Annotated in this window: 20 protein-coding genes; 12 read left to right on the plus strand and 8 right to left on the minus strand. The window is 59.1% G+C overall.

What is annotated here, in order from left to right:
* The first annotated feature begins 156 nt into the window (after positions 1–156).
* Complete coding sequence (locus D7S44_RS20920; RefSeq protein ID WP_120458158.1) at positions 157–1224, plus strand: DUF1176 domain-containing protein; 1068 nt, start codon at positions 157–159, stop codon at positions 1222–1224.
* Here D7S44_RS20920 and ampH read toward each other — a convergent pair.
* The 3 genes from ampH to tal form a co-directional block, all read right to left on the minus strand.
* Positions 1221–2390 carry a D-alanyl-D-alanine-carboxypeptidase/endopeptidase AmpH gene (gene ampH / locus D7S44_RS20925; protein ID WP_120458159.1) on the minus strand — a complete coding sequence of 390 codons (1170 nt, stop codon included), beginning with the start codon at positions 2388–2390 and terminating at the stop codon, positions 1221–1223. The two genes, D7S44_RS20920 and ampH, sit on opposite strands and share 4 nt — an antisense overlap.
* A gap of 147 nt (positions 2391–2537) precedes the next feature.
* On the minus strand, positions 2538–4538 hold the full coding sequence (gene tkt, locus D7S44_RS20930) for a transketolase (protein WP_120458160.1): 2001 nt from the start codon (positions 4536–4538) through the stop codon (positions 2538–2540).
* A gap of 69 nt (positions 4539–4607) precedes the next feature.
* Entirely contained in the window at positions 4608–5558 is a 951-nt protein-coding gene (tal, locus tag D7S44_RS20935) for a transaldolase (RefSeq protein WP_120458161.1), read from the minus strand.
* A 372-nt stretch (positions 5559–5930) separates the two neighbouring features.
* Between tal and maeB the strand changes: the two genes are divergently transcribed.
* The gene (maeB, locus tag D7S44_RS20940) at positions 5931–8210 is read left to right on the plus strand and encodes an NADP-dependent oxaloacetate-decarboxylating malate dehydrogenase (RefSeq protein ID WP_120458162.1); all 2280 of its coding nucleotides are present in this window, start codon (positions 5931–5933) and stop codon (positions 8208–8210) included.
* Here the strand turns inward: maeB and hemF are convergent.
* Both hemF and amiA read right to left on the minus strand, forming a co-directional pair.
* A complete protein-coding gene (hemF, locus tag D7S44_RS20945) occupies positions 8205–9107 on the minus strand; it encodes an oxygen-dependent coproporphyrinogen oxidase (RefSeq protein WP_120458163.1) in 903 nt (300 codons plus the stop codon). The two genes, maeB and hemF, sit on opposite strands and share 6 nt — an antisense overlap.
* Positions 9108–9139: 32 nt before the next feature.
* Complete coding sequence (gene amiA / locus D7S44_RS20950; protein ID WP_120458164.1) at positions 9140–10006, minus strand: N-acetylmuramoyl-L-alanine amidase AmiA; 867 nt, start codon at positions 10004–10006, stop codon at positions 9140–9142.
* 210 nt (positions 10007–10216) lie between these two features.
* Between amiA and D7S44_RS20955 the strand changes: the two genes are divergently transcribed.
* The 10 genes from D7S44_RS20955 to D7S44_RS21000 all read left to right on the plus strand — a co-directional run bounded on the left by D7S44_RS20955 (position 10217) and on the right by D7S44_RS21000 (position 19025).
* On the plus strand, positions 10217–10642 hold the full coding sequence (locus tag D7S44_RS20955; protein WP_120458165.1) for a GNAT family acetyltransferase: 426 nt from the start codon (positions 10217–10219) through the stop codon (positions 10640–10642).
* Complete coding sequence (locus D7S44_RS20960; RefSeq protein WP_218834665.1) at positions 10623–11099, plus strand: DUF2919 domain-containing protein; 477 nt, start codon at positions 10623–10625, stop codon at positions 11097–11099. Before D7S44_RS20955 ends, D7S44_RS20960 begins: the two co-directional genes overlap by 20 nt.
* Positions 11100–11163: 64 nt before the next feature.
* Complete coding sequence (locus D7S44_RS20965) at positions 11164–11775, plus strand: RpoE-regulated lipoprotein (protein WP_120458166.1); 612 nt, start codon at positions 11164–11166, stop codon at positions 11773–11775.
* A gap of 273 nt (positions 11776–12048) precedes the next feature.
* Positions 12049–13065 carry a sulfate ABC transporter substrate-binding protein gene (locus tag D7S44_RS20970; RefSeq protein ID WP_120458167.1) on the plus strand — a complete coding sequence of 339 codons (1017 nt, stop codon included), beginning with the start codon at positions 12049–12051 and terminating at the stop codon, positions 13063–13065.
* Complete coding sequence (gene cysT / locus D7S44_RS20975) at positions 13065–13901, plus strand: sulfate/thiosulfate ABC transporter permease CysT (protein ID WP_120458168.1); 837 nt, start codon at positions 13065–13067, stop codon at positions 13899–13901. The genes D7S44_RS20970 and cysT overlap by 1 nt, the downstream gene beginning before the upstream one ends.
* Positions 13901–14776: a sulfate/thiosulfate ABC transporter permease CysW gene (gene cysW / locus D7S44_RS20980; RefSeq protein WP_120458169.1), complete on the plus strand. Its 876-nt coding sequence runs from the start codon at positions 13901–13903 to the stop codon at positions 14774–14776. The genes cysT and cysW overlap by 1 nt, the downstream gene beginning before the upstream one ends.
* Entirely contained in the window at positions 14766–15854 is a 1089-nt protein-coding gene (gene cysA, locus D7S44_RS20985) for a sulfate/thiosulfate ABC transporter ATP-binding protein CysA (RefSeq protein ID WP_120458170.1), read from the plus strand. Before cysW ends, cysA begins: the two co-directional genes overlap by 11 nt.
* Before the next feature lie 77 nt (positions 15855–15931).
* Complete coding sequence (gene cysM / locus D7S44_RS20990) at positions 15932–16813, plus strand: cysteine synthase CysM (protein WP_120458221.1); 882 nt, start codon at positions 15932–15934, stop codon at positions 16811–16813.
* Positions 16814–16980: 167 nt separating this feature from the next.
* Entirely contained in the window at positions 16981–17661 is a 681-nt protein-coding gene (locus D7S44_RS20995) for a response regulator transcription factor (RefSeq protein ID WP_120458171.1), read from the plus strand.
* The gene (locus D7S44_RS21000; protein WP_120458172.1) at positions 17658–19025 is read left to right on the plus strand and encodes an ATP-binding protein; all 1368 of its coding nucleotides are present in this window, start codon (positions 17658–17660) and stop codon (positions 19023–19025) included. Before D7S44_RS20995 ends, D7S44_RS21000 begins: the two co-directional genes overlap by 4 nt.
* An 85-nt stretch (positions 19026–19110) precedes the next feature.
* On the opposite strand, the gene crr is transcribed toward D7S44_RS21000, so the two are convergent.
* From crr to ptsH, 3 genes are all read right to left on the minus strand, one after another.
* The gene (gene crr / locus D7S44_RS21005) at positions 19111–19614 is read right to left on the minus strand and encodes a PTS glucose transporter subunit IIA (protein ID WP_033753703.1); all 504 of its coding nucleotides are present in this window, start codon (positions 19612–19614) and stop codon (positions 19111–19113) included.
* Between the two features lie 42 nt (positions 19615–19656).
* Positions 19657–21384, minus strand: coding sequence for a phosphoenolpyruvate-protein phosphotransferase PtsI (gene ptsI / locus D7S44_RS21010; RefSeq protein ID WP_120458173.1), 1728 nt, complete (start codon positions 21382–21384; stop codon positions 19657–19659).
* A gap of 159 nt (positions 21385–21543) precedes the next feature.
* On the minus strand, positions 21544–21801 hold the full coding sequence (gene ptsH / locus D7S44_RS21015; RefSeq protein ID WP_007889063.1) for a phosphocarrier protein Hpr: 258 nt from the start codon (positions 21799–21801) through the stop codon (positions 21544–21546).
* Positions 21802–21924: the final 123 nt, after the last annotated feature.

The raw sequence follows: 21924 nt of genomic DNA on the forward strand, positions 1-21924 counted from the left end.
GTAGCTGAACAGGAGGGACAGCTGATAGAAACAGAAGCCACTGGAGCACCTCAAAAACACCATCATACACTAAATCAGTAAGTTGGCAGCATCACCCGGATGTCCGGCCGTTGCGCTATCATCTCCACTCTGAGATTTTGGGGACCGTTTTTCCTGATGCCGACCTGGACGAAGTCACTGCTGGTATTGCCATTCCTTTTCATTGCCTGCGTTAAAGCCGATCCACTGCAAAAGTCATTTTCCGACTGGCAGGTGACCTGCAATAACGCCGGGTTCTGCGTGGCGCGCAATATACCGGGCGACAAAGGGCTGGTGATGACTATCGCGCGCCATGCCGGCGTTAACGATCGTCCGCTGCTGCGTATCGACTACGGCAGCGCCTACAGCGGAGAAATTCCCGGCGCGCCGCTGCAGGATAATTTGCTGCTCGATCAGCGTCGCCTGCGTCCCGACTTCAAGCACTGGACGGTAGAGCCGCACCATCTCGCCACCAGCAATACTATCGCCATTGATGAATTTTTAGCGCAAATCCTCGACGCGGATGCAATACAGCTCACCTACAACGCGCAGGCAGCTATCTCGCTGCATGGCCTGAAAGCGGCGCTGCTGCTGATAGATGACGTGCAGGGCAGAGTTAACGGCATGAGCGCCTGGATAAAGCGCGGCTCGCGCGCGCTGTGGGATGTGCCGCCTGCGCCACCGCTGCCGCAGCTGCCCGCCCAGGGAACGCCACCGGCCGCGCTGACGCATGAGGAAACCAGCGGGCTGCTTGATTACGGCACCTGGCGCCTTAACAGCGATGCCTGCTCGCTCGATCCGATGCGGCGTGAAGTCAACGTCGCGCCGCTGACGGACAGCAAGGCGCTGCTAATGGTGAGCTGCGAGATGGGGGCTTACAACGTGATCGATCTGGCGTTTGAGGTGACGCGCGCCGCACCCTATGTGGCGCGCGGCATTAGCCTGACGCTGCCGTTTACGCCGCCGCGCGGTGAGCGACAGCTGGAGCTGATCAACGCCGACTATGACGCCAACACCGGCCAGCTGTACACCTTCAGCAAAGGGCGCGGACTGGGCGACTGCGGCTCTGCCACGCGCTGGCGTTTTAACGGCAGCGACTTCACGCTGGCGGAATATGCCGAAGAGTCCACCTGCGACGCCTGGCACAGCAGCGACGACTGGCCGACCCTGTGGGTATCCCAGCCGTCGCCCGCGACCGCGCCTTAGCGCATCGCCTGTACCATCATCGGCGAACCGTTCTGGTTGCCGACCAGCTCCGCCAGCATATCGTTGACGCCGTCGCTCATCGCGGTAAAGCGCGTCAGCGGCGAGCGGGTGATCACGACAAACACCCCAACGTTATGCTGCGGCACCATCGCTATATAGGTGATGAAACCACCGCCGCCGCCAGTCTTCTGGATAATGCCGGGGCGGCCATTTTTCGGCCCCATATAGACCCAGCCCATGCCAATCGCATCGGCTCTGCCCGGCACGTCCATGCCTTCCACCTTCGCCAGCTGGTCGCGACGGTAGATTAGCGTCTGCATGCGATCGACCTGCGGCGAACGCGGGCTAACCGCCGAGTCGAGGAACTGCTGCATCCAGCGGCCCATATCTTCCGGCGTCGAGTAGACGCCGCCGCTGCCGATGGCGGCCAGCGTATTATTGCAGGGGCTGGCGCCTTTCTCCGCCACCATCAGGCGGTCGCACTGCTCCGGCGAAGGCGTGAAGGTGGTGTCTTTCATGCCGAGCGGGCGAGTGATGAGCTGTTGCAGCAGCGCCGGATAGGGCGTACCGGCAGCACGCGCCAGCGCGTCGCCCAGCAGGTCATAGCCCAGATTCGAATAGGACGCGTCGGTGCCCGGCGCGGCTTTCAGCTTCGCGCCAGCCAGCCAGTCCCAGCGTTCGCTGCGCGTCGGCCAGACAAAGACCGGACGATGCGGTTTGCCGCCGGGCTGTTCACGCGGCAGGCCGCTGGTGTGGGTAGAGAGGTTAATCAGGCGAATTGGCTGACCGGCGTAGCTCGGCACGCGCGCGCCCGGCGGCGCGTATTTGCTCAGCGGGTCGTCCAGGCGAATTTGTCCGCGCTCTGCCATTTTCACCATCACTTCGCTGGTCAGCAGCTTGCTGAGCGAGGCGATGCGGATCAGGGAATCTTTTTGCGGACGCACGTTGTTGCCTGGTCGGGTTTCGCCAAAGCTGGCGAAAACGCGCTGGTTCCCGTCGATAGCGACCAGCGCCATGCCGGTAGCGCCGCTGCCGTAAAAAATGTGTTCAGCGTACCGATCGACAATTTGGGAAGAGAGCAGCGGATCGGGCGTGATCTGCGCTTTGCCTGCTAATGGCATCAGGGAAACCATTAAGGCCAGTAAATAAGGAGTACGTTTTTTCAACGGGAAAGCATCCAGCCAGATGAGTCAGGGAAGGATCCTATAGTAATGGGTTTACGCAAGCGGTGAAGGGGGCTAAAGCGATTTTTTTCTGTTTCAGGCTGTGAAAGGAGAAGGCCCTCTCCGCAGCAAGGGAGAGGGCCTGAAGCATTACGCGGGCTTGAGTAACGACTCCGCCTGCGCCACGACGTTTTCAATGGTGAAGCCGAAGGCAGGGAAGAGTTTGCCAGCTGGCGCGGATTCGCCGAAGGTGGTCATGCCGACGATTTTGCCGTCGATACCGACATATTTGAACCAGTAATCGGCGATGCCCGCTTCCACCGCGACGCGCGCGCGCACCGTGGACGGCAGCACAGATTCGCGATAGGCGATATCCTGCTTGTCGAACACGTCGGTGCTCGGCAGCGACACTACGCGCACCTTATGGCCGTCGGTGGTCAGTTTCTCCGCCGCGCCCAGCGTGATCTCCACTTCCGAACCGGTTGCGATCAGGATGACGTCCGGCGTGCCGTCGCAATCCTTCAGCACGTAACCGCCGCGCGCGATATTCTCGACCTGGGCAGCGGTACGTTCCGGCTGCAGCAGGTTCTGACGCGACAGGATCAGCGCGGTCGGACCGTGATGACGCTCAATAGCGGCTTTCCACGCCACCGCCGTCTCAACCTGATCGCAGGGACGCCAGGTGCTGAAATTAGGCGTCAGGCGCAGGCTGGCGAGCTGCTCGACCGGCTGGTGCGTCGGGCCATCTTCGCCGAGGCCGATGGAATCATGGGTATACACCATAATCTGACGCGCTTTCATCAGCGCCGCCATACGCGCGGCGTTACGCGCATATTCTACGAACATCAGGAAGGTCGCGGTGTAAGGCACGAAGCCGCCGTGGTGGGCGATGCCGTTAGCGATAGCGGTCATACCGAATTCGCGCACGCCGTAGTGAATATAGTTGCCCGCCGGATCTTCTTTAATCGGCTTTGAACCAGACCAGATAGTCAGGTTGCTGGGCGCCAGGTCCGCTGAGCCGCCCAGCAGCTCCGGCAGCAGCGAGCCGAGATGCTCCAGCGTATTTTGCGACGCTTTACGGCTGGCGATTTTCTGCGGATTAGCCTGCAGGTCGGTGATGAATTTAAGGGTCTCTTTTTCCCACGTCGACGGCATTTCGCCGTTCATGCGGCGCTGATACTCTTCGGCCAGCTCCGGATGCGCCTGTTTATAGGCCGCCAGCTTGTCGTTCCAGGCGCGCTCGCGCTCGGCGCCCGCCTCTTTGGCGTCCCACTGCTGATAAATTTCCTGCGGGATTTCAAACGGCGGCGAAGTCCAGCCCAGCTCTTTACGCGCCAGCGCCACTTCCGCGTCGCCCAGCGCCGCGCCGTGCGACTCCTCTTTACCGGCTTTGTTCGGCGAGCCGAAACCGATAATGGTGCGGCAGATAATCAGCGACGGTTTGTCGGTTACGCTCTGCGCTTCTTTAATGGCGCGGCTCACCGCCTCAGCGTCGTGGCCGTCGATCTCGCCGACCACATGCCAGTTATAGGCTTCGAAGCGTTTATGGGTGTCATCGGTAAACCAGCCTTCGGTTTCGCCGTCAATGGAGATGCCGTTGTGGTCGTAGAAGCCGATCAGCTTGCCGAGACCCAGCGTGCCCGCCAGCGAGCAGACTTCGTGGGAGATCCCCTCCATCAGACAGCCGTCGCCCATAAAGACATAGGTGAAGTGGTCAACGATATCGTGACCCGGGCGGTTGAACTGCGCGCCCAGCGTGCGTTCAGCGATCGCCAGACCCACGGCGTTGGCCAGACCCTGGCCCAGCGGACCGGTGGTGGTTTCTACGCCCGGCGTGTAGCCGATTTCCGGGTGGCCTGGGGTTTTCGAATGGAGCTGACGGAAGTTTTTCAGCTCTTCCATCGGCAGATCGTAGCCGGTAAGGTGCAGCAGGCTGTAAAGCAGCATTGAACCGTGGCCGTTGGACAGGATAAAACGGTCGCGGTCGGCCCAGACGGGGTTAGTCGGGTTGTGCTTCAGGTAGTCGCGCCACAGCACTTCGGCGATATCCGCCATGCCCATTGGCATGCCCGGGTGACCTGAGTTTGCTTTTTGTACCGCATCCATACTTAACGCACGAATTGCGTTCGCCAGCTCTCTGCGTGATGACATAGGGTTCTCCCTTCGTTGAGCAGAAGTGCGGGCGGGAAAACCCGCCCGACAAAGTTAAACAGACAAAAACTACAGGCGTGCAGCCAGCACGTCTTCGAGTTTCTGCTGATCGACGGCAAACTGACGGATGCCGTCGGAAAGTTTTTCTACCGCCATCGGATCCTGGTTGTGCTCCCAGCGGAACTCCGCTTCAGAGAGCGACGCAGGCTGATGGAAACCTTCGGTAGACGGCTCCAGCTTGCGCTCAACCGGCGCATCGCTGTTCTGCAGCTCTTCCAGCAGGTTCGGGGAGATAGTAAGACGGTCGCAGCCCGCCAGCGCGATAATCTGTTCTACTTTACGGAAGCTCGCGCCCATGATGATGGTGCTGTAACGGTGCTTTTTGTAGTAGTCATAGATGCGACGCACTGATTTCACGCCCGGATCTTCATCAACAACGTACGGGTCGAGCGGTTTACGGCTGTTATACCAGTCGTAAATACGGCCGACGAACGGCGAAATCAGGAAAACGCCCGCTTCCGCACAGGCGCGCGCCTGAGCGAAGGAGAAGAGCAGGGTCAGGTTACAGTGAATGCCGTTCTTCTCCAGCTCTTCAGCCGCCTTGATGCCTTCCCAGGTAGAAGCCAGCTTGATCAGAATGCGCGAGCGGTCAATGCCGTGATCTTCATACATGCGAACCAGTTTTTCTGCTTTGGTCACACACATGCCACGATCGAAAGAGAGGCGTGCATCTACTTCGGTCGAAACACGGCCCGGTATGCTTTTCAGGATCTCCATACCGAGATTGATCGCGACTTTATCGCTGGCGTTGATAATCTGCGTCTCTTTGCTGCCGCCTTGCTTTTTCGCATAGTCGATGGCGTCGTCGATCAGGTGCTTGTAGCCTTCGAGGCCGGAAGCTTTCAGGATCAGAGAAGGATTAGTGGTGGCGTCTTCAGGATGGTAGTTGCGGATGGATTCGATATCGCCGCTGTCCGCCACGACGGTTGTGAACTGTTTTAGTGCCTCTAGCTGGTTCATCTTTTAACTCCTTGATGAGCAATTCTTTATTGCGAATGATTTCACCCTGCAACACAGTGCATCAGGCGTTCGATGATGAAAATACTCTTTTTCTGATTATTGCGATGGGCTGAACTCATCGGGGCCCCGCGCGGCGAAAACAGCGTGACGTCAAACAGGGATAGCGTGCTGCAACATCCTGTCAGTCAGCCGGGGGGCGAAAATCGCGCATCTCAAAGGTTAGCAGAACTGACGATTTCTGCCGGATTAACCGCACTTTCCGCTCTGCGCGCCCTTTACGTACCGAACTGCCTTATCGCGATCGCCCCGACGTTTTCCTTTCGGTCCGCCTTTTATACTGCCAGCGCACTGAAGCTGAAAAAGGAACCGAAGATGGACGACCAACTCAAGCAGAGCGCGCTGGATTTTCATCAGTATCCCACTCCGGGCAAAATCCAGGTTTCCCCCACTAAACCTCTCGCCACCCAGCGCGATCTGGCACTGGCCTACTCGCCCGGCGTCGCCGCGCCCTGTCTGGAAATTGCGCAGGATCCGCTGGCGGCCCATAAATATACCGCGCGCGGCAATCTGGTGGCTGTGATCTCCAACGGCACTGCGGTGCTTGGACTCGGCAACATCGGCGCGCTGGCGGGCAAACCGGTAATGGAAGGCAAAGGGGTGCTGTTCAAAAAATTCGCCGGTATCGACGTCTTTGATATCGAGATTGACGAACAGGATCCGGAACGGCTGATCAACGTTATCGCCGCGCTGGAGCCGACCTTTGGCGGCATTAACCTGGAGGATATCAAAGCGCCGGAGTGCTTCTATATTGAGCAGCAGCTGCGCCAGCGCATGAAGATTCCGGTATTTCACGACGACCAGCACGGTACGGCAATTATCTGTACCGCGGCGGTGCTTAACGGGCTGCGCATCGTTAACAAAGAGATTGCCTCGGTGCGGCTGGTGGTCTCCGGCGCGGGCGCATCGGCTATCGCCTGCCTGAATCTGCTGGTGGCGCTCGGCATGCAAAAAGAGAACATTGTGGTGTGCGATTCGAAAGGGGTGATCTACCGCGATCGCGAAGCCAGCATGGCGCCCACCAAAGCCGCCTATGCGGTAGAGGATAACGGCGCGCGCAGGCTGGAAGAGGTGATCGAAAACGCGGATATCTTTCTCGGCTGCTCCGGGCCGCGGCTGCTGACGCCGGAGATGGTGCAGAAGATGGCGCGCGATCCGCTGATTCTGGCGCTTGCCAATCCCGAGCCGGAAATTATGCCTCCGCTGGCCAAAGCGGTGCGCCCTGACGCCATTATCTGCACTGGCCGTTCTGACTTCCCGAATCAGGTCAATAACGTGCTCTGCTTCCCGTTTATTTTCCGCGGCGCGCTCGACGTGGGCGCAACCACCATCAATGAAGAGATGAAGCTGGCGGCGGTGCACGCCATCGCCGCGCTGGCGCAGGCGGAGCAGAGCGATGTGGTCGCTTCCGCCTATGACGATCAGGATCTCAGCTTCGGGCCGGACTACCTGATACCGAAGCCCTTCGATCCGCGCCTGATTGTGCAGATCGCACCGGCAGTGGCGCGCGCCGCGATGGAATCTGGCGTGGCGACCCGTCCTATAGAGGATTTTGATGCCTATCGCGAGAAGCTCGCCGAGTTCGTCTACAAAACCAATCTGTTTATGAAGCCGATCTTCTCTCAGGCGCGCAAAGCGCCGAAGCGCGTAGTGCTGGCGGAAGGGGAGGAGGTGCGCGTACTGCACGCTACGCAGGAGCTGGTGACGCTCGGGCTGGCGCGGCCGATCCTGATCGGCCGTCCCAACGTGATCGCCATGCGTCTGCAGAAGCAGGGTCTGAAGATCGAAGCGGGCAAAGATTTCGACGTGGTGAACAACGAATCAGATCCGCGCTTCAAGGCGTACTGGAACGAGTATTACCAGATGATGAAGCGGCGCGGCGTGACGCCGGAGCAGGCGCAGCGCGCGGTGATCGGCAATCCGACGCTGATCGGCGCCATTATGGTGCATCGCGGCGAGGCGGACGCGATGATCTGCGGCACCATCGGGGACTACCATGAGCACTATGACGTAGTAGAAAAAGTGTTCGGCCTGCGCGACGACGTGAAGGTGGCGGGCGCGATGAACGCGCTGCTACTGCCCAGCGGCAATACCTTTATTACCGATACCTACGTCAATGAGGATCCGACGCCGGAACAGCTGGCCGATCTGACGCTGCTGGCGGCGGAGACGGTGCGCCGCTTCGGCATTGAGCCGCGCGTTGCGCTGCTGTCGCACTCCAGCTTCGGCACCTCAAACGCGCCCGGGGCGCGCAAGATGCGCGAAGCGCTGGCGATTATCCAGCGTCGTGCGCCGGAGCTGGAAGTGGATGGCGAGATGCACGGCGATGCGGCGCTGATTGAGAGCATACGCCGCGAGCTGATGCCAGACAGCCCGCTGAAGGGGGCGGCGAACCTGCTGATCATGCCGAACGTCGAAGCGGCGCGCATTAGTTACAACCTACTGCGCGTCTCCAGCTCGGAGGGCGTCACCGTCGGCCCGGTGCTGATGGGCATCAGCAAGCCGGTGCATGTGCTGACGCGCATCGCTTCGGTCAGGCGGATTGTGAATATGGTTGCGCTTGCCGTCGTCGAAGCGCAAACCGCGCCTTTATAACCAGTCGCGCACCGGTAAAAAGTCGCGCGTCAGCGCGGCTTCCGGCGAATCCGGCTCCGGCTGGTAGTCATACTCCCAGCGCACCAGCGGCGGCATCGACATCAGAATGGACTCGGTGCGGCCGCCGGTCTGCAGGCCAAACAGGGTGCCACGATCCCACACCAGGTTGAACTCCACGTAGCGTCCGCGGCGATAGAGCTGAAACTGGCGCTCGCGCTCGCCCCACGTCAGCGCTTTGCGGCGTTCGACAATCGGCAGATAGCCATCGAGGAAGCCGTGGCCCACCGCCTGCATAAAGCGGAAGCTGGTCTCGAAGTCCGGCGTGTTGAGATCGTCAAAAAAGAGGCCGCCGATGCCGCGCTGCTCGTCGCGATGCTTCAGATAGAAGTAGTCGTCGCACCATTTCTTGTAGCGCGGATAGACCTCATCGCCGAACGGCTGGCAGAGATCGAACGCGGTCTGATGCCAGTGCACCGCATCCTCCTCGAAGCCGTAGTAGGGGGTCAGATCGAAGCCGCCGCCGAACCACCACACCGGATCGGCACCCGGCTTTTCGGCGATAAAAAAGCGCACGTTGGCGTGGCTGGTCGGCACATAGGGACTGTGCGGATGGATCACCAGCGACACGCCCATCGCCTCAAAGCTGCGGCCCGCGAGCTCCGGACGGTGCGCCGTCGCCGACGCTGGCATCTGGTCGCCGTGAACGTGCGAAAAGTTAACGCCTGCCTGTTCAAACACCGCGCCGTCGCGCAGCACGCGGCTGCGGCCGCCGCCGCCGCCGGGACGCTGCCAGCTGTCCTCAATAAACTGCGCGCCGCCGTCGGCTGCCGCCAGTTGATTACAGATTGTCTCCTGCAGGTTCAGCAGAAAGGCTTTAACGCGGGAAATATCGGGCATGACATCTGACTCATTGCAAAAAAGTGGCGCGATTATACCTGACCATTGCGGCGATCGTACTCATCAAAATAGCGGGTAATGCCGCCAGCGATGGCCGTCGCGATTTTGCTGCGGAACGCGGCGGTGCCGAGCAGCTGCTCTTCACGCGGATTGGTGATAAAAGAGGTCTCGACCAGCACCGACGGAATCGACGGCGATTTCAGCACGGCGAACGCCGCCTGCTCGGTATGCTCGCTGTGCAGATGATGCACCGGGCGGATCTGATCCAGCACATGCTTGCCCAGCGTCAGGCTGTTGCGGATGGTATCGGTCTGCACCAGATCGAACAGGATCTGGTTCAGATAGTGATCCTGCTGCTCAACCTTCGCGCCGCCGACCTTATCCGCCGCATTCTCTTTATCTGACAGATAGCGCGCCATGGCGCTGCTGGCGCCGCGGTTCGAGAGGGCGAATACCGAGGCGCCGCTCGCCTCGGGGCTGGTAAAGCCGTCGGCGTGAATCGACATAAACAGGTTCGCGCCGTGCTGGTGCGCGATCTCAACGCGCTGATACAACGGAATAAAGTGGTCGCTATCGCGCGTCAGCCGCACCTCAATGCGCGGATGCGACTGCAACAGCTGGCGCACGTTGTTCGCAATCTCCAGCACGATATGTTTCTCTTCCGAGCCTTCGCTGCCTACGGCGCCGGAGTCGATGCCGCCGTGGCCGGGATCGATCATCACGATGCGCTTGCCGTTTTTCTGCGGCGGCGCAGGCTGCGCATGGCGCGGGCTGGCGCGCAGCGGGGCGCTTTCCTCTTTCGCCTGAACCGCGCGCGGGGAGAGCACGGCCAGCGCCAGGCCGGAGAGCAGCAGCTGACGACGGTTGGTAAGACGCTTGAGCAGAGAAAGTGTGGGCATAGGCCGGTCCATTAGCGGAAATTGTGCAGAGTGTTATATCGTAACATTTTGTTCGCTGCGAGGACCTAACCCTTTCAGCTCTTTACTTTGTATGTCAGGTTGCTAACGGGAAAACTGGCGTTTTTTGCTCCAGGCTGCGTTAGCCGGGGTTGCACGCGGCTCCGAATGCGTGATAATCAGCGAATTGTGCTTATTTGCAAGGTAAAGAAGATGGAAATCCGCGCCTTCCGCCAGGAAGATTTTGAAGAGGTGATTACGCTCTGGGAGCGTTGCGATTTGTTACGTCCGTGGAATGACCCGGAACTGGATATCGAACGCAAGATGAACCACGATGCTGACCTCTTTCTGGTTGCGGAAGTCGGCGGCGAAGTGGTCGGCACGCTGATGGGCGGCTACGACGGCCATCGCGGCTCCGCCTACTATCTGGCGGTGCATCCTGACTATCAGGGCCGCGGCTTCGCCAATGCGCTGATGAACCGGCTGGAGAAAAAGCTTATCGCCCGCGGCTGCCCTAAAATCAACCTGATGGTGCGTGAAGAGAACGATCAGGTCGTCGCCTTCTATGAGAAGCTGGATTACGAACCGGTGGATTCAGTGCTGCTCGGCAAGCGGCTGATTGAAGACCGCGAGTATTGATGCAGTGAACTATCTGCCGGATGAATATGATGCGAAAGGGCAGCTGCGGCTGCCGTTTCTTTTTTGGCTGACGCTGCTGCTGCTGGCGCGCACCTGGATCCTGCTGGTGATGGCGGGCGCGTCGCGCCAGCAGGGCAGCGATCTGCTGGGGCTCTTCTATCCCGACCGCCAGGCGTTCTGGCTCGGGCTGGCGCTTGGCGCGCCTGCGCTCATCGGCCTGCTGCTGACCGGCTATCGCGCACGCTGGCCGCGGCTGTGGCAGATGTGGCGCTGGGTGCTGGTGCTGTCGCTGGCGGTCAATCTGGCGTGGCAGGGCGCAACGTTCGCCTCTGGCGATCTGCTCACCTCGCCCTGGCCGCTGCTGCTCACGCTGTTCGACGGCCTGGCGCTGCTGTGGCTGCTGCTCAACGTCAGGCTGCGCGACTGCTTTCTGCCGGAACATCAGCTGACGGAATAAACTTTTTTGCCGCTGGCGACTCCAATGAGTTCTGCCGTTTGGCACCGTGTTAACAGGAGTTTTAATGAAAGCGTTACCCTCTTCGCTGCTGGTAGCCGCCGCGCTGCTTAGCAGCTGTGCCAGTACCGGTTCCGCCTCTGAGTCAGACGTAAGCTGGTATAACCCGCTGAGCTATCACTGGTCGTCTGCGCTGCCGTGGAACTGGTTCGGTTCATCGCTGACGGCTACCGAGCAGGGCGTCGGCGGCGTCGGCAGCGTGACCGCAATGAGCGAAAGCGCGATCGGCGACGGCCTGAAAGGCAACTACAAGCTGCGTCAGGGCATGCGCAGCGAGAACGGCGATGTCATCGCCTTCTGGCAGGCGCTGGACGACGGTAAAGTGAAACTGCAGATCAGCGGGCGCAGCAGCGTAGAGCGTATTGAGGTGATGGACAGTGATATCGCCGCGCAGGATGGCGCTAAAATTGGCGACGCCTTTAGCGACAAATTCAGCAAGGCTTTTAACAACTGCAAGCTGGCGGGCGGCGCGGGCAATCACGACGTGGAGTGCCGCGCGCCAGGCAGCCAGCATCTTTCCTATGTCTACAGCGGCGACTGGCATGGCCCGGACGGCCTGATGCCGTCGGACGACGTGCTGAAAAGCTGGAAGCTGAGCAAAATTATCTGGCAGCGTTAATCCTTTAAAAGCCATAGCCCGCCCCCTTCCGCAGGGTGCGGGCAAAACAGCTTGTGGCATAGCACCGTAACAGCCGCTGTCACTCCCTCCGGGCCGCCTGACGCGGCCCGCGCCTTTGCTGCCTGGCGCATAAACTTTTGCGCTGTCTTATGCCATTTTCGACTTTGAAATCATCAAACGATATATAAAACCGCTACTGCTTTTCACAGGGTTATAAATACACTGGGCAAACGGCTGGCGTAAGCCGGATCTCTTGTTTTCTCAGGGTGCCCAATGACCAAAAGAACGATGAAAAATATCGTTGGCGGTATCGCCTTGTCGCTCAGTCTTGCAGGCGCGGCCAGCGCCACTGAACTGCTCAATAGCTCGTATGACGTTGCGCGCGAGCTGTTTGCCGCCCTGAATGCGCCGTTCGTAAAACAGTGGGATGCCAGCCATCCCGGTGACAAACTCACCATTAAGATGTCGCACGCCGGTTCCTCGAAACAGGCGCTGGCGATCCTGCAGGGGCTGCGTGCCGATGTCGTCACCTATAACCAGGTGACTGACGTGCAGGTGCTGCACGATAAAGGCAACCTGATTGCCGCTGACTGGCAAAGCCGCCTGCCGAACAACAGCTCGCCGTTTTACTCCACCATGGCGTTCCTGGTGCGCAAGGGTAATCCGAAGCAGATTCACGACTGGGCCGATCTCGGCCGCGACGACGTGAAGCTGGTCTTTCCTAATCCGAAAACCTCCGGCAACGGCCGTTATACCTGGCTGGCGGCCTGGGGCGCGACCAGCAAAGCCAACGGCGGAGACGAAGCGAAAACCCGCGCCTTTATGGCGAAATTTTTGAAGAACGTCGAAGTGTTCGATACCGGCGGACGCGGCGCGACCACCACCTTCGCCGAGCGCGGTCTGGGCGACGTGCTCATTAGCTTCGAGTCCGAGGTCAACAATATTCGTAACCAGTACGGCAAAGATGAGTATGAAGTGGTAGTGCCGAAAACGGATATTCTCGCCGAATTCCCGGTGGCCTGGGTCGATAAAAACGTCGCGCACAATAATAACGCCGACGCGGCGAAAGCCTATCTCAACTATCTCTATACGCCGCAGGCGCAGCAAATCGTTACCGACTTCTACTACCGCGTGAACAACCCGCAGCTGATGAACGAGCATAAAGATCGTTTCCCGCAGACGCAGTTGTTCCGCGTGGAGGAGCAATTTGGCGGCTGGGATAAGGCAATGAAGAGCCACTTCGCCAGCGGCGGCGAGCTGGATCAACTGTTATCAGCGGGGCGTGGATAATGTTTGCGTTAACTCAGAAACGCGTGCTGCCGGGATTTGGTCTGAGCCTTGGCACCAGCCTGCTGTTTACCTGTCTGATTCTGCTGCTGCCGGTCAGCGCGCTGCTGATGCAGCTGTCGAAGATGACGCTGGCGCAGTACTGGGAAGTGATCAGCAACCCGCAGCTGGTCGCGGCCTATAAGGTTACGCTGCTTTCGGCAGCCGTTGCCTCGCTGTTTAATGCGGTGTTCGGCATGATTATGGCGTGGATCCTCACGCGCTATCGCTTTCCTGGCCGCACGCTGCTGGATGGCCTGGTGGATCTGCCGTTCGCCTTGCCGACGGCGGTCGCAGGCCTGACGCTGGCCGGTCTTTTCTCGGTAAACGGCTGGTATGGCGAGTGGATCTACAACGCCTTCGGCATCAAAGTCTCCTATACCTGGCTCGGCATTGCCGTCGCGATGGCTTTCACCAGCATCCCCTTTGTGGTGCGCACCGTACAGCCGGTGCTGGAAGAGCTGGGGCCAGAATATGAAGAGGCGGCGCAGACGCTGGGCGCGACGCCATGGCAGAGCTTCCGCCGCGTGGTGCTGCCGGAAGTGGCGCCCGCGCTGCTGGCGGGCACCGCGCTCTCCTTTACCCGCAGCATCGGCGAATTCGGCGCGGTGATTTTTATCGCCGGTAATATCGCCTGGAAAACCGAGGTCACCTCGCTGATGATTTTTGTGCGCCTGCAGGAGTTTGACTACCCGGCCGCCAGCGCTATCGCGTCGGTGATCCTCGCGGCGTCGCTGGTGCTGCTGTTTGCGATTAACACTCTGCAGAGCCGCTTCGGCCGCCGTCTGGGAGGCCACTAATGGCGGATATCTCCCACATCAACGCCGCTGACCGCCAGCCGGTCAACTGGAGCAAATGGCTGCTGATCGGCATCGGCGTGCTGGTATCGCTGCTGCTGCTGGTGGTGCCGATGATCTCTATCTTCTACGAAGCGCTGAAGATGGGACTGGGCGTCGCTTTTCAGAATCTCGGCGACAGCGACATGCTGCACGCCATCTGGCTGACGGTGCTGGTCGCGCTGATTACCGTGCCGGTCAATCTGGTGTTCGGTACGCTGCTCGCCTGGCTGGTGACGCGCTTTAACTTCCCTGGTCGCCAGCTGCTGCTGACGCTGTTCGATATTCCCTTCGCCGTCTCGCCGGTGGTGGCTGGTCTGATGTATCTGCTGTTCTGGGGTGTTAACGGGCCCGCAGGAAGCTGGCTGGATGCGCATAACATTCAGGTGATGTTCGCCTGGCCTGGTATGGTGCTGGCGACCGTGTTCGTTACCTGTCCTTTTGTTGTGCGCGAGCTGGTGCCGGTCATGCTGAGCCAGGGCAGCCACGAAGATGAGGCGGCGGTGCTGCTTGGCGCGTCCGGCTGGCAGATGTTCCGCCGCGTTACGCTGCCGAATATCCGCTGGGCGATGCTGTACGGCGTGGTCTTGACCAATGCGCGTACCCTCGGCGAGTTCGGCGCGGTCTCGGTGGTATCGGGATCGATTCGCGGCGAGACCTATACGCTGCCGCTTCAGATTGAATTACTGCATCAGGATTACAACGTGGTAGGCGCCTTTACCGCCGCCGCGCTGCTGACGCTGATGGCCATCGTCACGCTGTTTCTGAAAAGCATGTTGCAGTGGCGTTTAGAGCAACAGCAGCATCGCCTGCAACAGGAGGAAAATCATGAGCATTGAGATTAAACAGATCAATAAATCTTTCGGCCGCACTTCGGTGTTGAACGATATCTCTCTGGATATTCCTTCTGGCCAGATGGTGGCGCTACTGGGGCCGTCTGGCTCGGGGAAAACCACGCTGCTGCGCATTATCGCCGGACTGGAGCACCAGAACAGCGGGCAAATCCGCTTTCACAATAAAGATGTCAGCGCCCTGCATGCCCGCGACCGTCAGGTCGGCTTCGTGTTTCAGCACTACGCGCTGTTCCGCCATATGACGGTATTCGACAATATCGCTTTTGGTCTGACGGTGCTGCCGCGCCGCGAACGGCCTTCCTCGGCTGAAATCAAACAGCGTGTGACGCGCCTGCTGGAGATGGTGCAACTGGCGCATCTGGCGAACCGTTTTCCGGCGCAGCTGTCGGGCGGCCAGAAACAGCGCGTAGCCCTGGCGCGCGCGCTGGCGGTCGAGCCGCAGATTCTGCTGCTCGACGAACCTTTCGGCGCGCTGGACGCGCAGGTGCGTAAAGAGCTGCGCCGCTGGCTGCGTCAGCTGCATGAGGAGCTGAAGTTTACCAGCGTTTTTGTCACCCACGATCAGGAAGAGGCGATGGAAGTAGCCGATCGCGTGGTGGTGATGAGCCAGGGCAATATCGAACAGGTGGGTACGCCGGACGAGGTATGGCGCGATCCCGCCACCCGCTTCGTGCTGGAGTTTCTCGGCGAAGTAAACCGCTTCGACGGGGAGATCCACGGCTCGCAGTTCCACGTCGGCGCTCACCGCTGGCCGCTGGGCTATACGCCGGCGCATCAGGGCGCAGTCGAACTTTTCCTGCGCCCGTGGGAAATTGACGTTTCGCGGCAGAGCAGCCTGGAAACGCCGCTGCCGGTGCAGGTTCTCGAAGTGAGCCCGCGCGGGCATTTCTGGCAGCTGGTGGTCCAGGCGACCGGATGGCAGAGCGAGCCTTTTTCGCTGGTATTCGACGGCGATCGAAGCGCGCCGGTACGCGGCGAGCGCCTGTTCGTCGGCCTGCAGCAGGCGCGTCTCTATCAGGGTGCGACGCCGCTGCGCGCTGTTGCCTTTGCCGAAAGCGCCTGATATTTTCTCACGCGACAGCGGGTGGGACCTCGTCCCGCCCCTTTTTTTGCTCGCTTATGTTCGCCGGGAAACGCATCTTGACCACTCTGCAAAACACCATCGGCAATACGCCGCTGATCAAACTCCAGCGCCTGACGCCTGCCAACGGCAGCGAAATCTGGCTCAAGCTGGAGGGCAATAATCCTGCCGGTTCCGTTAAGGATCGCGCCGCCTGGTCGATGATTAATCAGGCCGAACTGCGCGGCGAGATCGCGCCAGGCGATCGCCTGATTGAGGCCACCAGCGGCAATACCGGCATTGCGCTGGCGATGATCGCCGCGATGAAAGGCTACGCGCTGCGCTTGCTGATGCCTGAAAATATGAGCCGGGAGCGGCAGGACGCGATGCGCGCTTACGGCGCGGAGCTGGTGCTGGTAAGCCGCGAGCTGGGTATGGAGGGCGCCCGCGACCTGGCGCTGGCGATGATGGCGCGCGGCGAAGGTCGCGTGCTTGACCAGTTCAATAACCCCGATAATCCGCTCGGCCATTACCAGACCACCGGTCCGGAAATCTGGCAGCAGAGCGGCGGGCGTCTGACCCATTTCGTCTCCAGCATGGGGACCACCGGCACGATTACCGGCGTTGGCCGCTACCTGAAAGAGAAGAGCGACAGCGTAACCATTATCGGCCTGCAGCCGGAAGAGGGGAGCGCCATTCCCGGCATTCGTCGCTGGCCGCAGGCCTATCTGCCTGGCATCTATCGACCCGAGCTGGTCGATGTGGTGATAGATATGGGGCAGTCCGAGGCGGAAGAGACGATGCGGGCGCTGGCGCGGCGTGAAGGCATCTTCTGCGGCGTCAGCTCCGGCGGCGCGGTGGCGGGTGCCTTACGCATCGCCCAGGCGCAGCCTGGCAGCGTGATCGTCGCTATCGTCTGCGACCGCGGCGACCGCTATCTTTCGACCGGCATCTATCGGTAATTCCTCTCTTGAGCGGCCCGGCGGCGCCAGAGTGGAGGGGTCGGGCCGTTTTTGTCTATAGTCATCCTGAGCATCGTCTGACGGCAAATCTGTAAGGAACGCGTAAAACCGGCTGCGTCCGGCGCTCGCTCGGGACAAAATAGCGTCAATTCAGGCGAGAGACCACCATGAAAATTTTGTTAGTTGATGACGATGTGGAGCTGGGCACCATGCTCAGCCAGTACCTTATTGCAGAAGGGTTTGAAACCCAGCTGGTATTAACGGGCAGCGCGGGCATTGAAGGCGCGCTTTCCGGCCATTACACCGCAATGATCCTTGATATTATGCTGCCGGATATGAGCGGCATCGACGTGCTGCGGCAGGTGAGGCAGAACAGCCGCCTGCCGGTAATCATGCTGACCGCCAAAGGCGACAATATTGACCGCGTGATCGGGCTGGAGATGGGCGCGGACGACTATATGCCGAAGCCCTGCTACCCGCGCGAGCTGGTAGCGCGTCTGCGCGCGGTTTTGCGTCGCTTTGAAGAGCAGGCACCCCTGCCAGATAAAAAAGAGCTGCTGCGCTGGGGCGAACTGACGCTTAATCCCGCCACGCGCATTACCGAATGGCAGGGCAAACCCTTCGATCTCACCGCCTCGGAATTCAACCTGCTGGATCTGCTGATGCGCTCACCGGATCGCGTGGTGTCGAAAGATGAGCTGTCGGAAAAAGGGCTGGGCCGCCCGCGTGAAGCCTACGATCGTAGCGTAGATGTGCATATCAGCAATATCCGTCAGAAACTGTCGGCGCTTACCGCCGACAGCGTCAATATCGAAACGGTGCGCAGCATCGGTTATCGCATTCGATGAAGCAAAACTATCGCGGACGCATGTTCTGGAAGATTTTGATCGGCTTCTGGATCGTGTTCGTTATTATCAGTCAGCTGCTCTGGCTCGGTTTTACGTTTGCCGGAAATCACCACGAGCCGCCGGAGATCATCGCCACGCGCCGCATCGTTAATCTGCAGATGGCGTCAGCGGTATCGGTGCTGGAGCGCGGCGGTCTCAGCTCGCTGGACAATATGATGGCGGACTGGGAGCCGAACGATCGTCAGTTCTTTTCCGTCATCCAGCATGCGCGGCCTGCTCATAGCGAATCGCTGCCGGAAACCTTTAACCCGCCGTTTCAGGGCAAATTCCCGGACGTTATTGTGCGCTGGGTGAAAGGCGCGGACGGCAAGCAGTATGAGCTGCGCTATGACGTCAAAGGCCTGCGCGAAGACAGCTCGATGGGAATGACCGGGCCGCGTCACATTCTGAATATCCCTGAACCGATGTTCGTGTTTGCCGGGTCGGTCGGGTTGCTGTTTAGTCTGCTGCTGGCATGGAACCTGACGCGGCCGATGCGCCAGCTGCGCGAGGGCTTTGCACGCGTATCGAACGGCGATCTCAGCGTGCGGCTCTATCCCATGATGCGCAAGCGTCATGATGAGCTGTCTAACGTGGCGGAGGCGTTTGATGCCATGGTAGAGCGGCTTGATACGCTGGTGCGCGCGCGTGAGGAGTTGCTGCATGATATTTCGCATGAGCTGCGTTCGCCGCTGGCGCGCCTGCAGCTTGCGACCGGCTTAGCGCGCCAGACGCCGGAGAGCGTTAACGCCTCTCTGGATCGCATCGACGAAGAGGCGCGGCGGCTGGATAAGATGATTGGCGAGCTGCTGACGCTGTCGCGCGCCGGGCATGAGAGTATGCCTGACGAGCAGTATTTCGATCTGACCGGCCTGGTGCATGCGGTTGTCACCGACGTGCGCTACGAGGCGCAGATCCCCGGCGTGAACGTTAATTTTCAGGTTGACGAAAGCGCCGATTACACGGTGCGCGGCAACGCCGAGCTGATCCGCCGCGGCATCGAGAACGTGCTGCGCAACGCGCTGCGTTTCTCGCTGCCCGGTCAGCATATTCAGGTCAGGCTTCAGGCGGAGCAGCAGTGGCTGGCCATCCGCGTGCGCGATCAGGGGCCGGGCGTGGATGATGAAAAGCTCTCCAGCATCTTCGATCCCTTTGTGCGGGTTAACTCGCCGCTGCTGGGTAAAGGTTATGGCCTGGGACTGGCTATCGTGCGTAAGGTGGTGCTGGCGCATCACGGCGAGGTGCAGGCGGTGAATCGCCCTGAGGGCGGGCTGGAGCTGACTATTCGTCTGCCACGCTGGCAGTCGCAGGATAAGCGCGCGTAAGAAGTGCGGCTGCGCCCGCGTCGGCGTACGGAACAGATAAACAAAAACGGCACCCTGAGGGTGCCGTTTCTCTTAGCTGAATCTGTTACTTCTTGATGCGGATCACCGGCGTTTCGCCAACGGTAACCTGACCAGAGAGCTTAACCAGCTCTTTGATCTCATCCATGTTGGAGATCACGACAGGCGTCAGTGTAGATTTGGCTTTCTCTTCCAGCAGCGGCAGATCAAACTCGATCACCACATCGCCTTTCTTGACCTTCTGGCCTTCTTCTGCGATGCGCTTGAAGCCTTCGCCTTTCAGCTCGACCGTGTCGATGCCGAAGTGCACAAACAACTCGATGCCGTTGTCAGACTCGATTGAAAACGCATGGTTGGTTTCGAAAATCTTGCCGATGGTGCCATCGACCGGCGCAACCATTTTGTTGCCGGTTGGTTTGATGGCGATGCCGTCGCCAACGATCTTCTCGGCAAACACCACATCCGGTACGTCTTCAATGTTTACGATTTCGCCTGACAGAGGCGCAACAATATCAATCGTCCCAGATGTGCTTTCTGATTTATTGCCAAAAAGCTTGTCAAGAAAACCCATATTCTTCTCCTAAACAGTATTGTTGGGCCAGCGTCTCGTGGATCAGCAGAGTGTTTTCTCTTTAATGAACTTGTTAACCAGGTTCATCAGTTCTTCCGCTGTAGGTTGAGCCAGAGCCTGCTCCGCCAGAGCTTTCGCATCTTCGAAATTCGTATTACGAATAATTTTCTTAATGCCTGGGATCGAAATGGCACTCATGCTGAATTCGTCCAGCCCCATACCCAGTAACAGTAGTGTAGCACGTTCATCACCAGCCAGCTCACCGCACATGCCGGTCCACTTACCTTCGGCATGAGAAGCATCGATCACCTGCTTGATCAAGCCCAGCACCGACGGCGACATCGGGTTATAGAGGTGCGAAATCAAATCATTACCACGATCGACCGCCAGAGTATACTGCGTCAGGTCGTTTGTCCCAATACTGAAAAAATCCACTTCTTTAGCCAGATGGCGCGCAATAACCGCTGAAGCAGGGGTTTCCACCATAATGCCGACTTCAATAGTTTCGTCGAACGCTTTGCCTTCTTCGCGCAGCTGCGCTTTCAGAAGCTCCAGCTCGCCCTTCAGGATGCGTACCTCTTCAACAGAGATAATCATCGGGAACATAATGCGCAGCTTGCCGAAAGAGGAGGCGCGTAAAATCGCGCGCAGCTGGGCATGCAGGATCTCTTTACGATCCATGGCGATACGAATCGCGCGCCAGCCGAGGAACGGGTTCTCTTCTTTCGGCAGGTTCATGTAAGGCAAATCTTTGTCGCCGCCGATATCCATCGTGCGCACGATAACGGCCTGCGAGCCAACGGCTTCAGCAACCGCTTTATACGCCTGGAACTGCTCTTCTTCGGTTGGCAGCGAGTCGCGGTCCATAAACAGGAACTCGGTGCGGTAGAGACCGATGCCCTCCGCGCCGTTGCGCTCTGCGCCAGCAACATCGCGCACGGTGCCGATGTTGGCGCACACTTCAACCTGATGTCCGTCCAGCGTGATCGCCGGCAGATCTTTCAGCTTAGCCAGTTCATGTTTTTCGCTCAGATACTGTGTCTGAACGGCCTTCAGCTCTTCCAGCTCGCTCTCTGACGGATTGACGTAAACTTGATTGTTAACGCCGTCCAGAATCAGGAAGTCGCCGTTTTTCACCGTCGCGGTCACGTTGCCGGTGCCGACAATCGCAGGCAGCTCCAGCGAGCGCGCCATAATCGACGTGTGCGACGTACGGCCGCCGAGATCGGTAATAAAGCCCAGCACCTTTTTCAGGTTCAGCTGCGCGGTTTCCGACGGCGTTAAATCTTTCGCTACCAGAATCGATTCGTCCTGGATAGCGCTCAGGTCAACAATATGCAGACCGAGAATGTTTTGCAGCAGACGTTTGCCGATATCGCGAACGTCAGCGGCGCGTTCTTTGAGGTATTCGTCATCGAGCTCTTCGAGCGCCTTTGCCTGACCGTCGATAACGGAGTAGGCGGCAGCGTCGGCCGACGCGTGATCTTTTTTGATCAGGTCGATGATTTCCTGCTCCAGCTCTTCGTCTTCCAGCAACATGATGTGGCCTTCGAAGATGGCTGCTTTCTCTTCACCAAACGTTTCACCCGCTTTCACTCTGATCGCTTCCAGCTGCTGCGCAGCCTGAGCGCGGCCGTCGAGGAAGCGTTTTACTTCCTGATCGACCTGGTCTTCAGAAATCTTTTTGCGGTTGATGACGATCTCATCCTCAATCAACAGCAGAGCTTTGCCGAAAGCGATACCTGGTGATGCTAAAATGCCTGAAATCATAACCCTACCTTTTAATCACGATGGCTCTTTGACCCAATGCGTTGCCATTGTCGCGGGAGCTGTACTCTACGGATGTGATAACGCGGACAAGTTGTCCGCGATCAAGATGTTTGCACTCAATGGGGCAAAGGAGTCGGTATACAGCAAAAGCTGAGTGGATTACTCCAGTTCAGCCATCAGTTTAACCAGATGCTCCACGGCCTGCTGCTCATCTTCGCCTTCAGCAGAGAGCGTGACAACCGTGCCCTGAGTCAGACCCAGCGTCTGCAGTTTGAACAGGCTCTTGGCGCTGGCTGATTTGCCGTTAGAGGTGACGGTGATTTCTGACTGGAACGCTTTCGCTTCTTTAACAAACTGCGCGGCAGGGCGAGTGTGAAGACCATTAGGCGCGGTGATAGTAACTTCTTGCTGGAACATTCTGTTTCCCCAACGTTATCAGGTTTGGTGTTATGGACTTAAAGTCTAGCCTGGAGCCGTAACTTTAGCCTGTGTAGGTGCGCGGGTATAGCGTTACGCTGACCAATAAATGCGCTTGAATGA

The organism is Pantoea piersonii (assembly GCF_003612015.1).
GTDB lineage: Bacteria > Pseudomonadota > Gammaproteobacteria > Enterobacterales > Enterobacteriaceae > Pantoea > Pantoea piersonii.

Bases quoted from the DNA above. Each gene is read 5' to 3' on its own strand.
- D7S44_RS20920 (WP_120458158.1), top strand. From the start codon at position 157: ATGCCGACCTGGACGAAGTCACTGCTGGTATTGCCATTCCTTTTCATT.
- tkt (WP_120458160.1), bottom strand. From the start codon at position 4,538: ATGTCATCACGCAGAGAGCTGGCGAACGCAATTCGTGCGTTAAGTATG.
- tal (WP_120458161.1), bottom strand. From the start codon at position 5,558: ATGAACCAGCTAGAGGCACTAAAACAGTTCACAACCGTCGTGGCGGAC.
- maeB (WP_120458162.1), top strand. From the start codon at position 5,931: ATGGACGACCAACTCAAGCAGAGCGCGCTGGATTTTCATCAGTATCCC.
- hemF (WP_120458163.1), bottom strand. From the start codon at position 9,107: ATGCCCGATATTTCCCGCGTTAAAGCCTTTCTGCTGAACCTGCAGGAG.
- amiA (WP_120458164.1), bottom strand. From the start codon at position 10,006: ATGCCCACACTTTCTCTGCTCAAGCGTCTTACCAACCGTCGTCAGCTG.
- D7S44_RS20955 (WP_120458165.1), top strand. From the start codon at position 10,217: ATGGAAATCCGCGCCTTCCGCCAGGAAGATTTTGAAGAGGTGATTACG.
- D7S44_RS20965 (WP_120458166.1), top strand. From the start codon at position 11,164: ATGAAAGCGTTACCCTCTTCGCTGCTGGTAGCCGCCGCGCTGCTTAGC.
- D7S44_RS20970 (WP_120458167.1), top strand. From the start codon at position 12,049: ATGACCAAAAGAACGATGAAAAATATCGTTGGCGGTATCGCCTTGTCG.
- cysT (WP_120458168.1), top strand. From the start codon at position 13,065: ATGTTTGCGTTAACTCAGAAACGCGTGCTGCCGGGATTTGGTCTGAGC.
- cysW (WP_120458169.1), top strand. From the start codon at position 13,901: ATGGCGGATATCTCCCACATCAACGCCGCTGACCGCCAGCCGGTCAAC.
- cysA (WP_120458170.1), top strand. From the start codon at position 14,766: ATGAGCATTGAGATTAAACAGATCAATAAATCTTTCGGCCGCACTTCG.
- D7S44_RS20995 (WP_120458171.1), top strand. From the start codon at position 16,981: ATGAAAATTTTGTTAGTTGATGACGATGTGGAGCTGGGCACCATGCTC.
- D7S44_RS21000 (WP_120458172.1), top strand. From the start codon at position 17,658: ATGAAGCAAAACTATCGCGGACGCATGTTCTGGAAGATTTTGATCGGC.
- crr (WP_033753703.1), bottom strand. From the start codon at position 19,614: ATGGGTTTTCTTGACAAGCTTTTTGGCAATAAATCAGAAAGCACATCT.
- ptsI (WP_120458173.1), bottom strand. From the start codon at position 21,384: ATGATTTCAGGCATTTTAGCATCACCAGGTATCGCTTTCGGCAAAGCT.
- ptsH (WP_007889063.1), bottom strand. From the start codon at position 21,801: ATGTTCCAGCAAGAAGTTACTATCACCGCGCCTAATGGTCTTCACACT.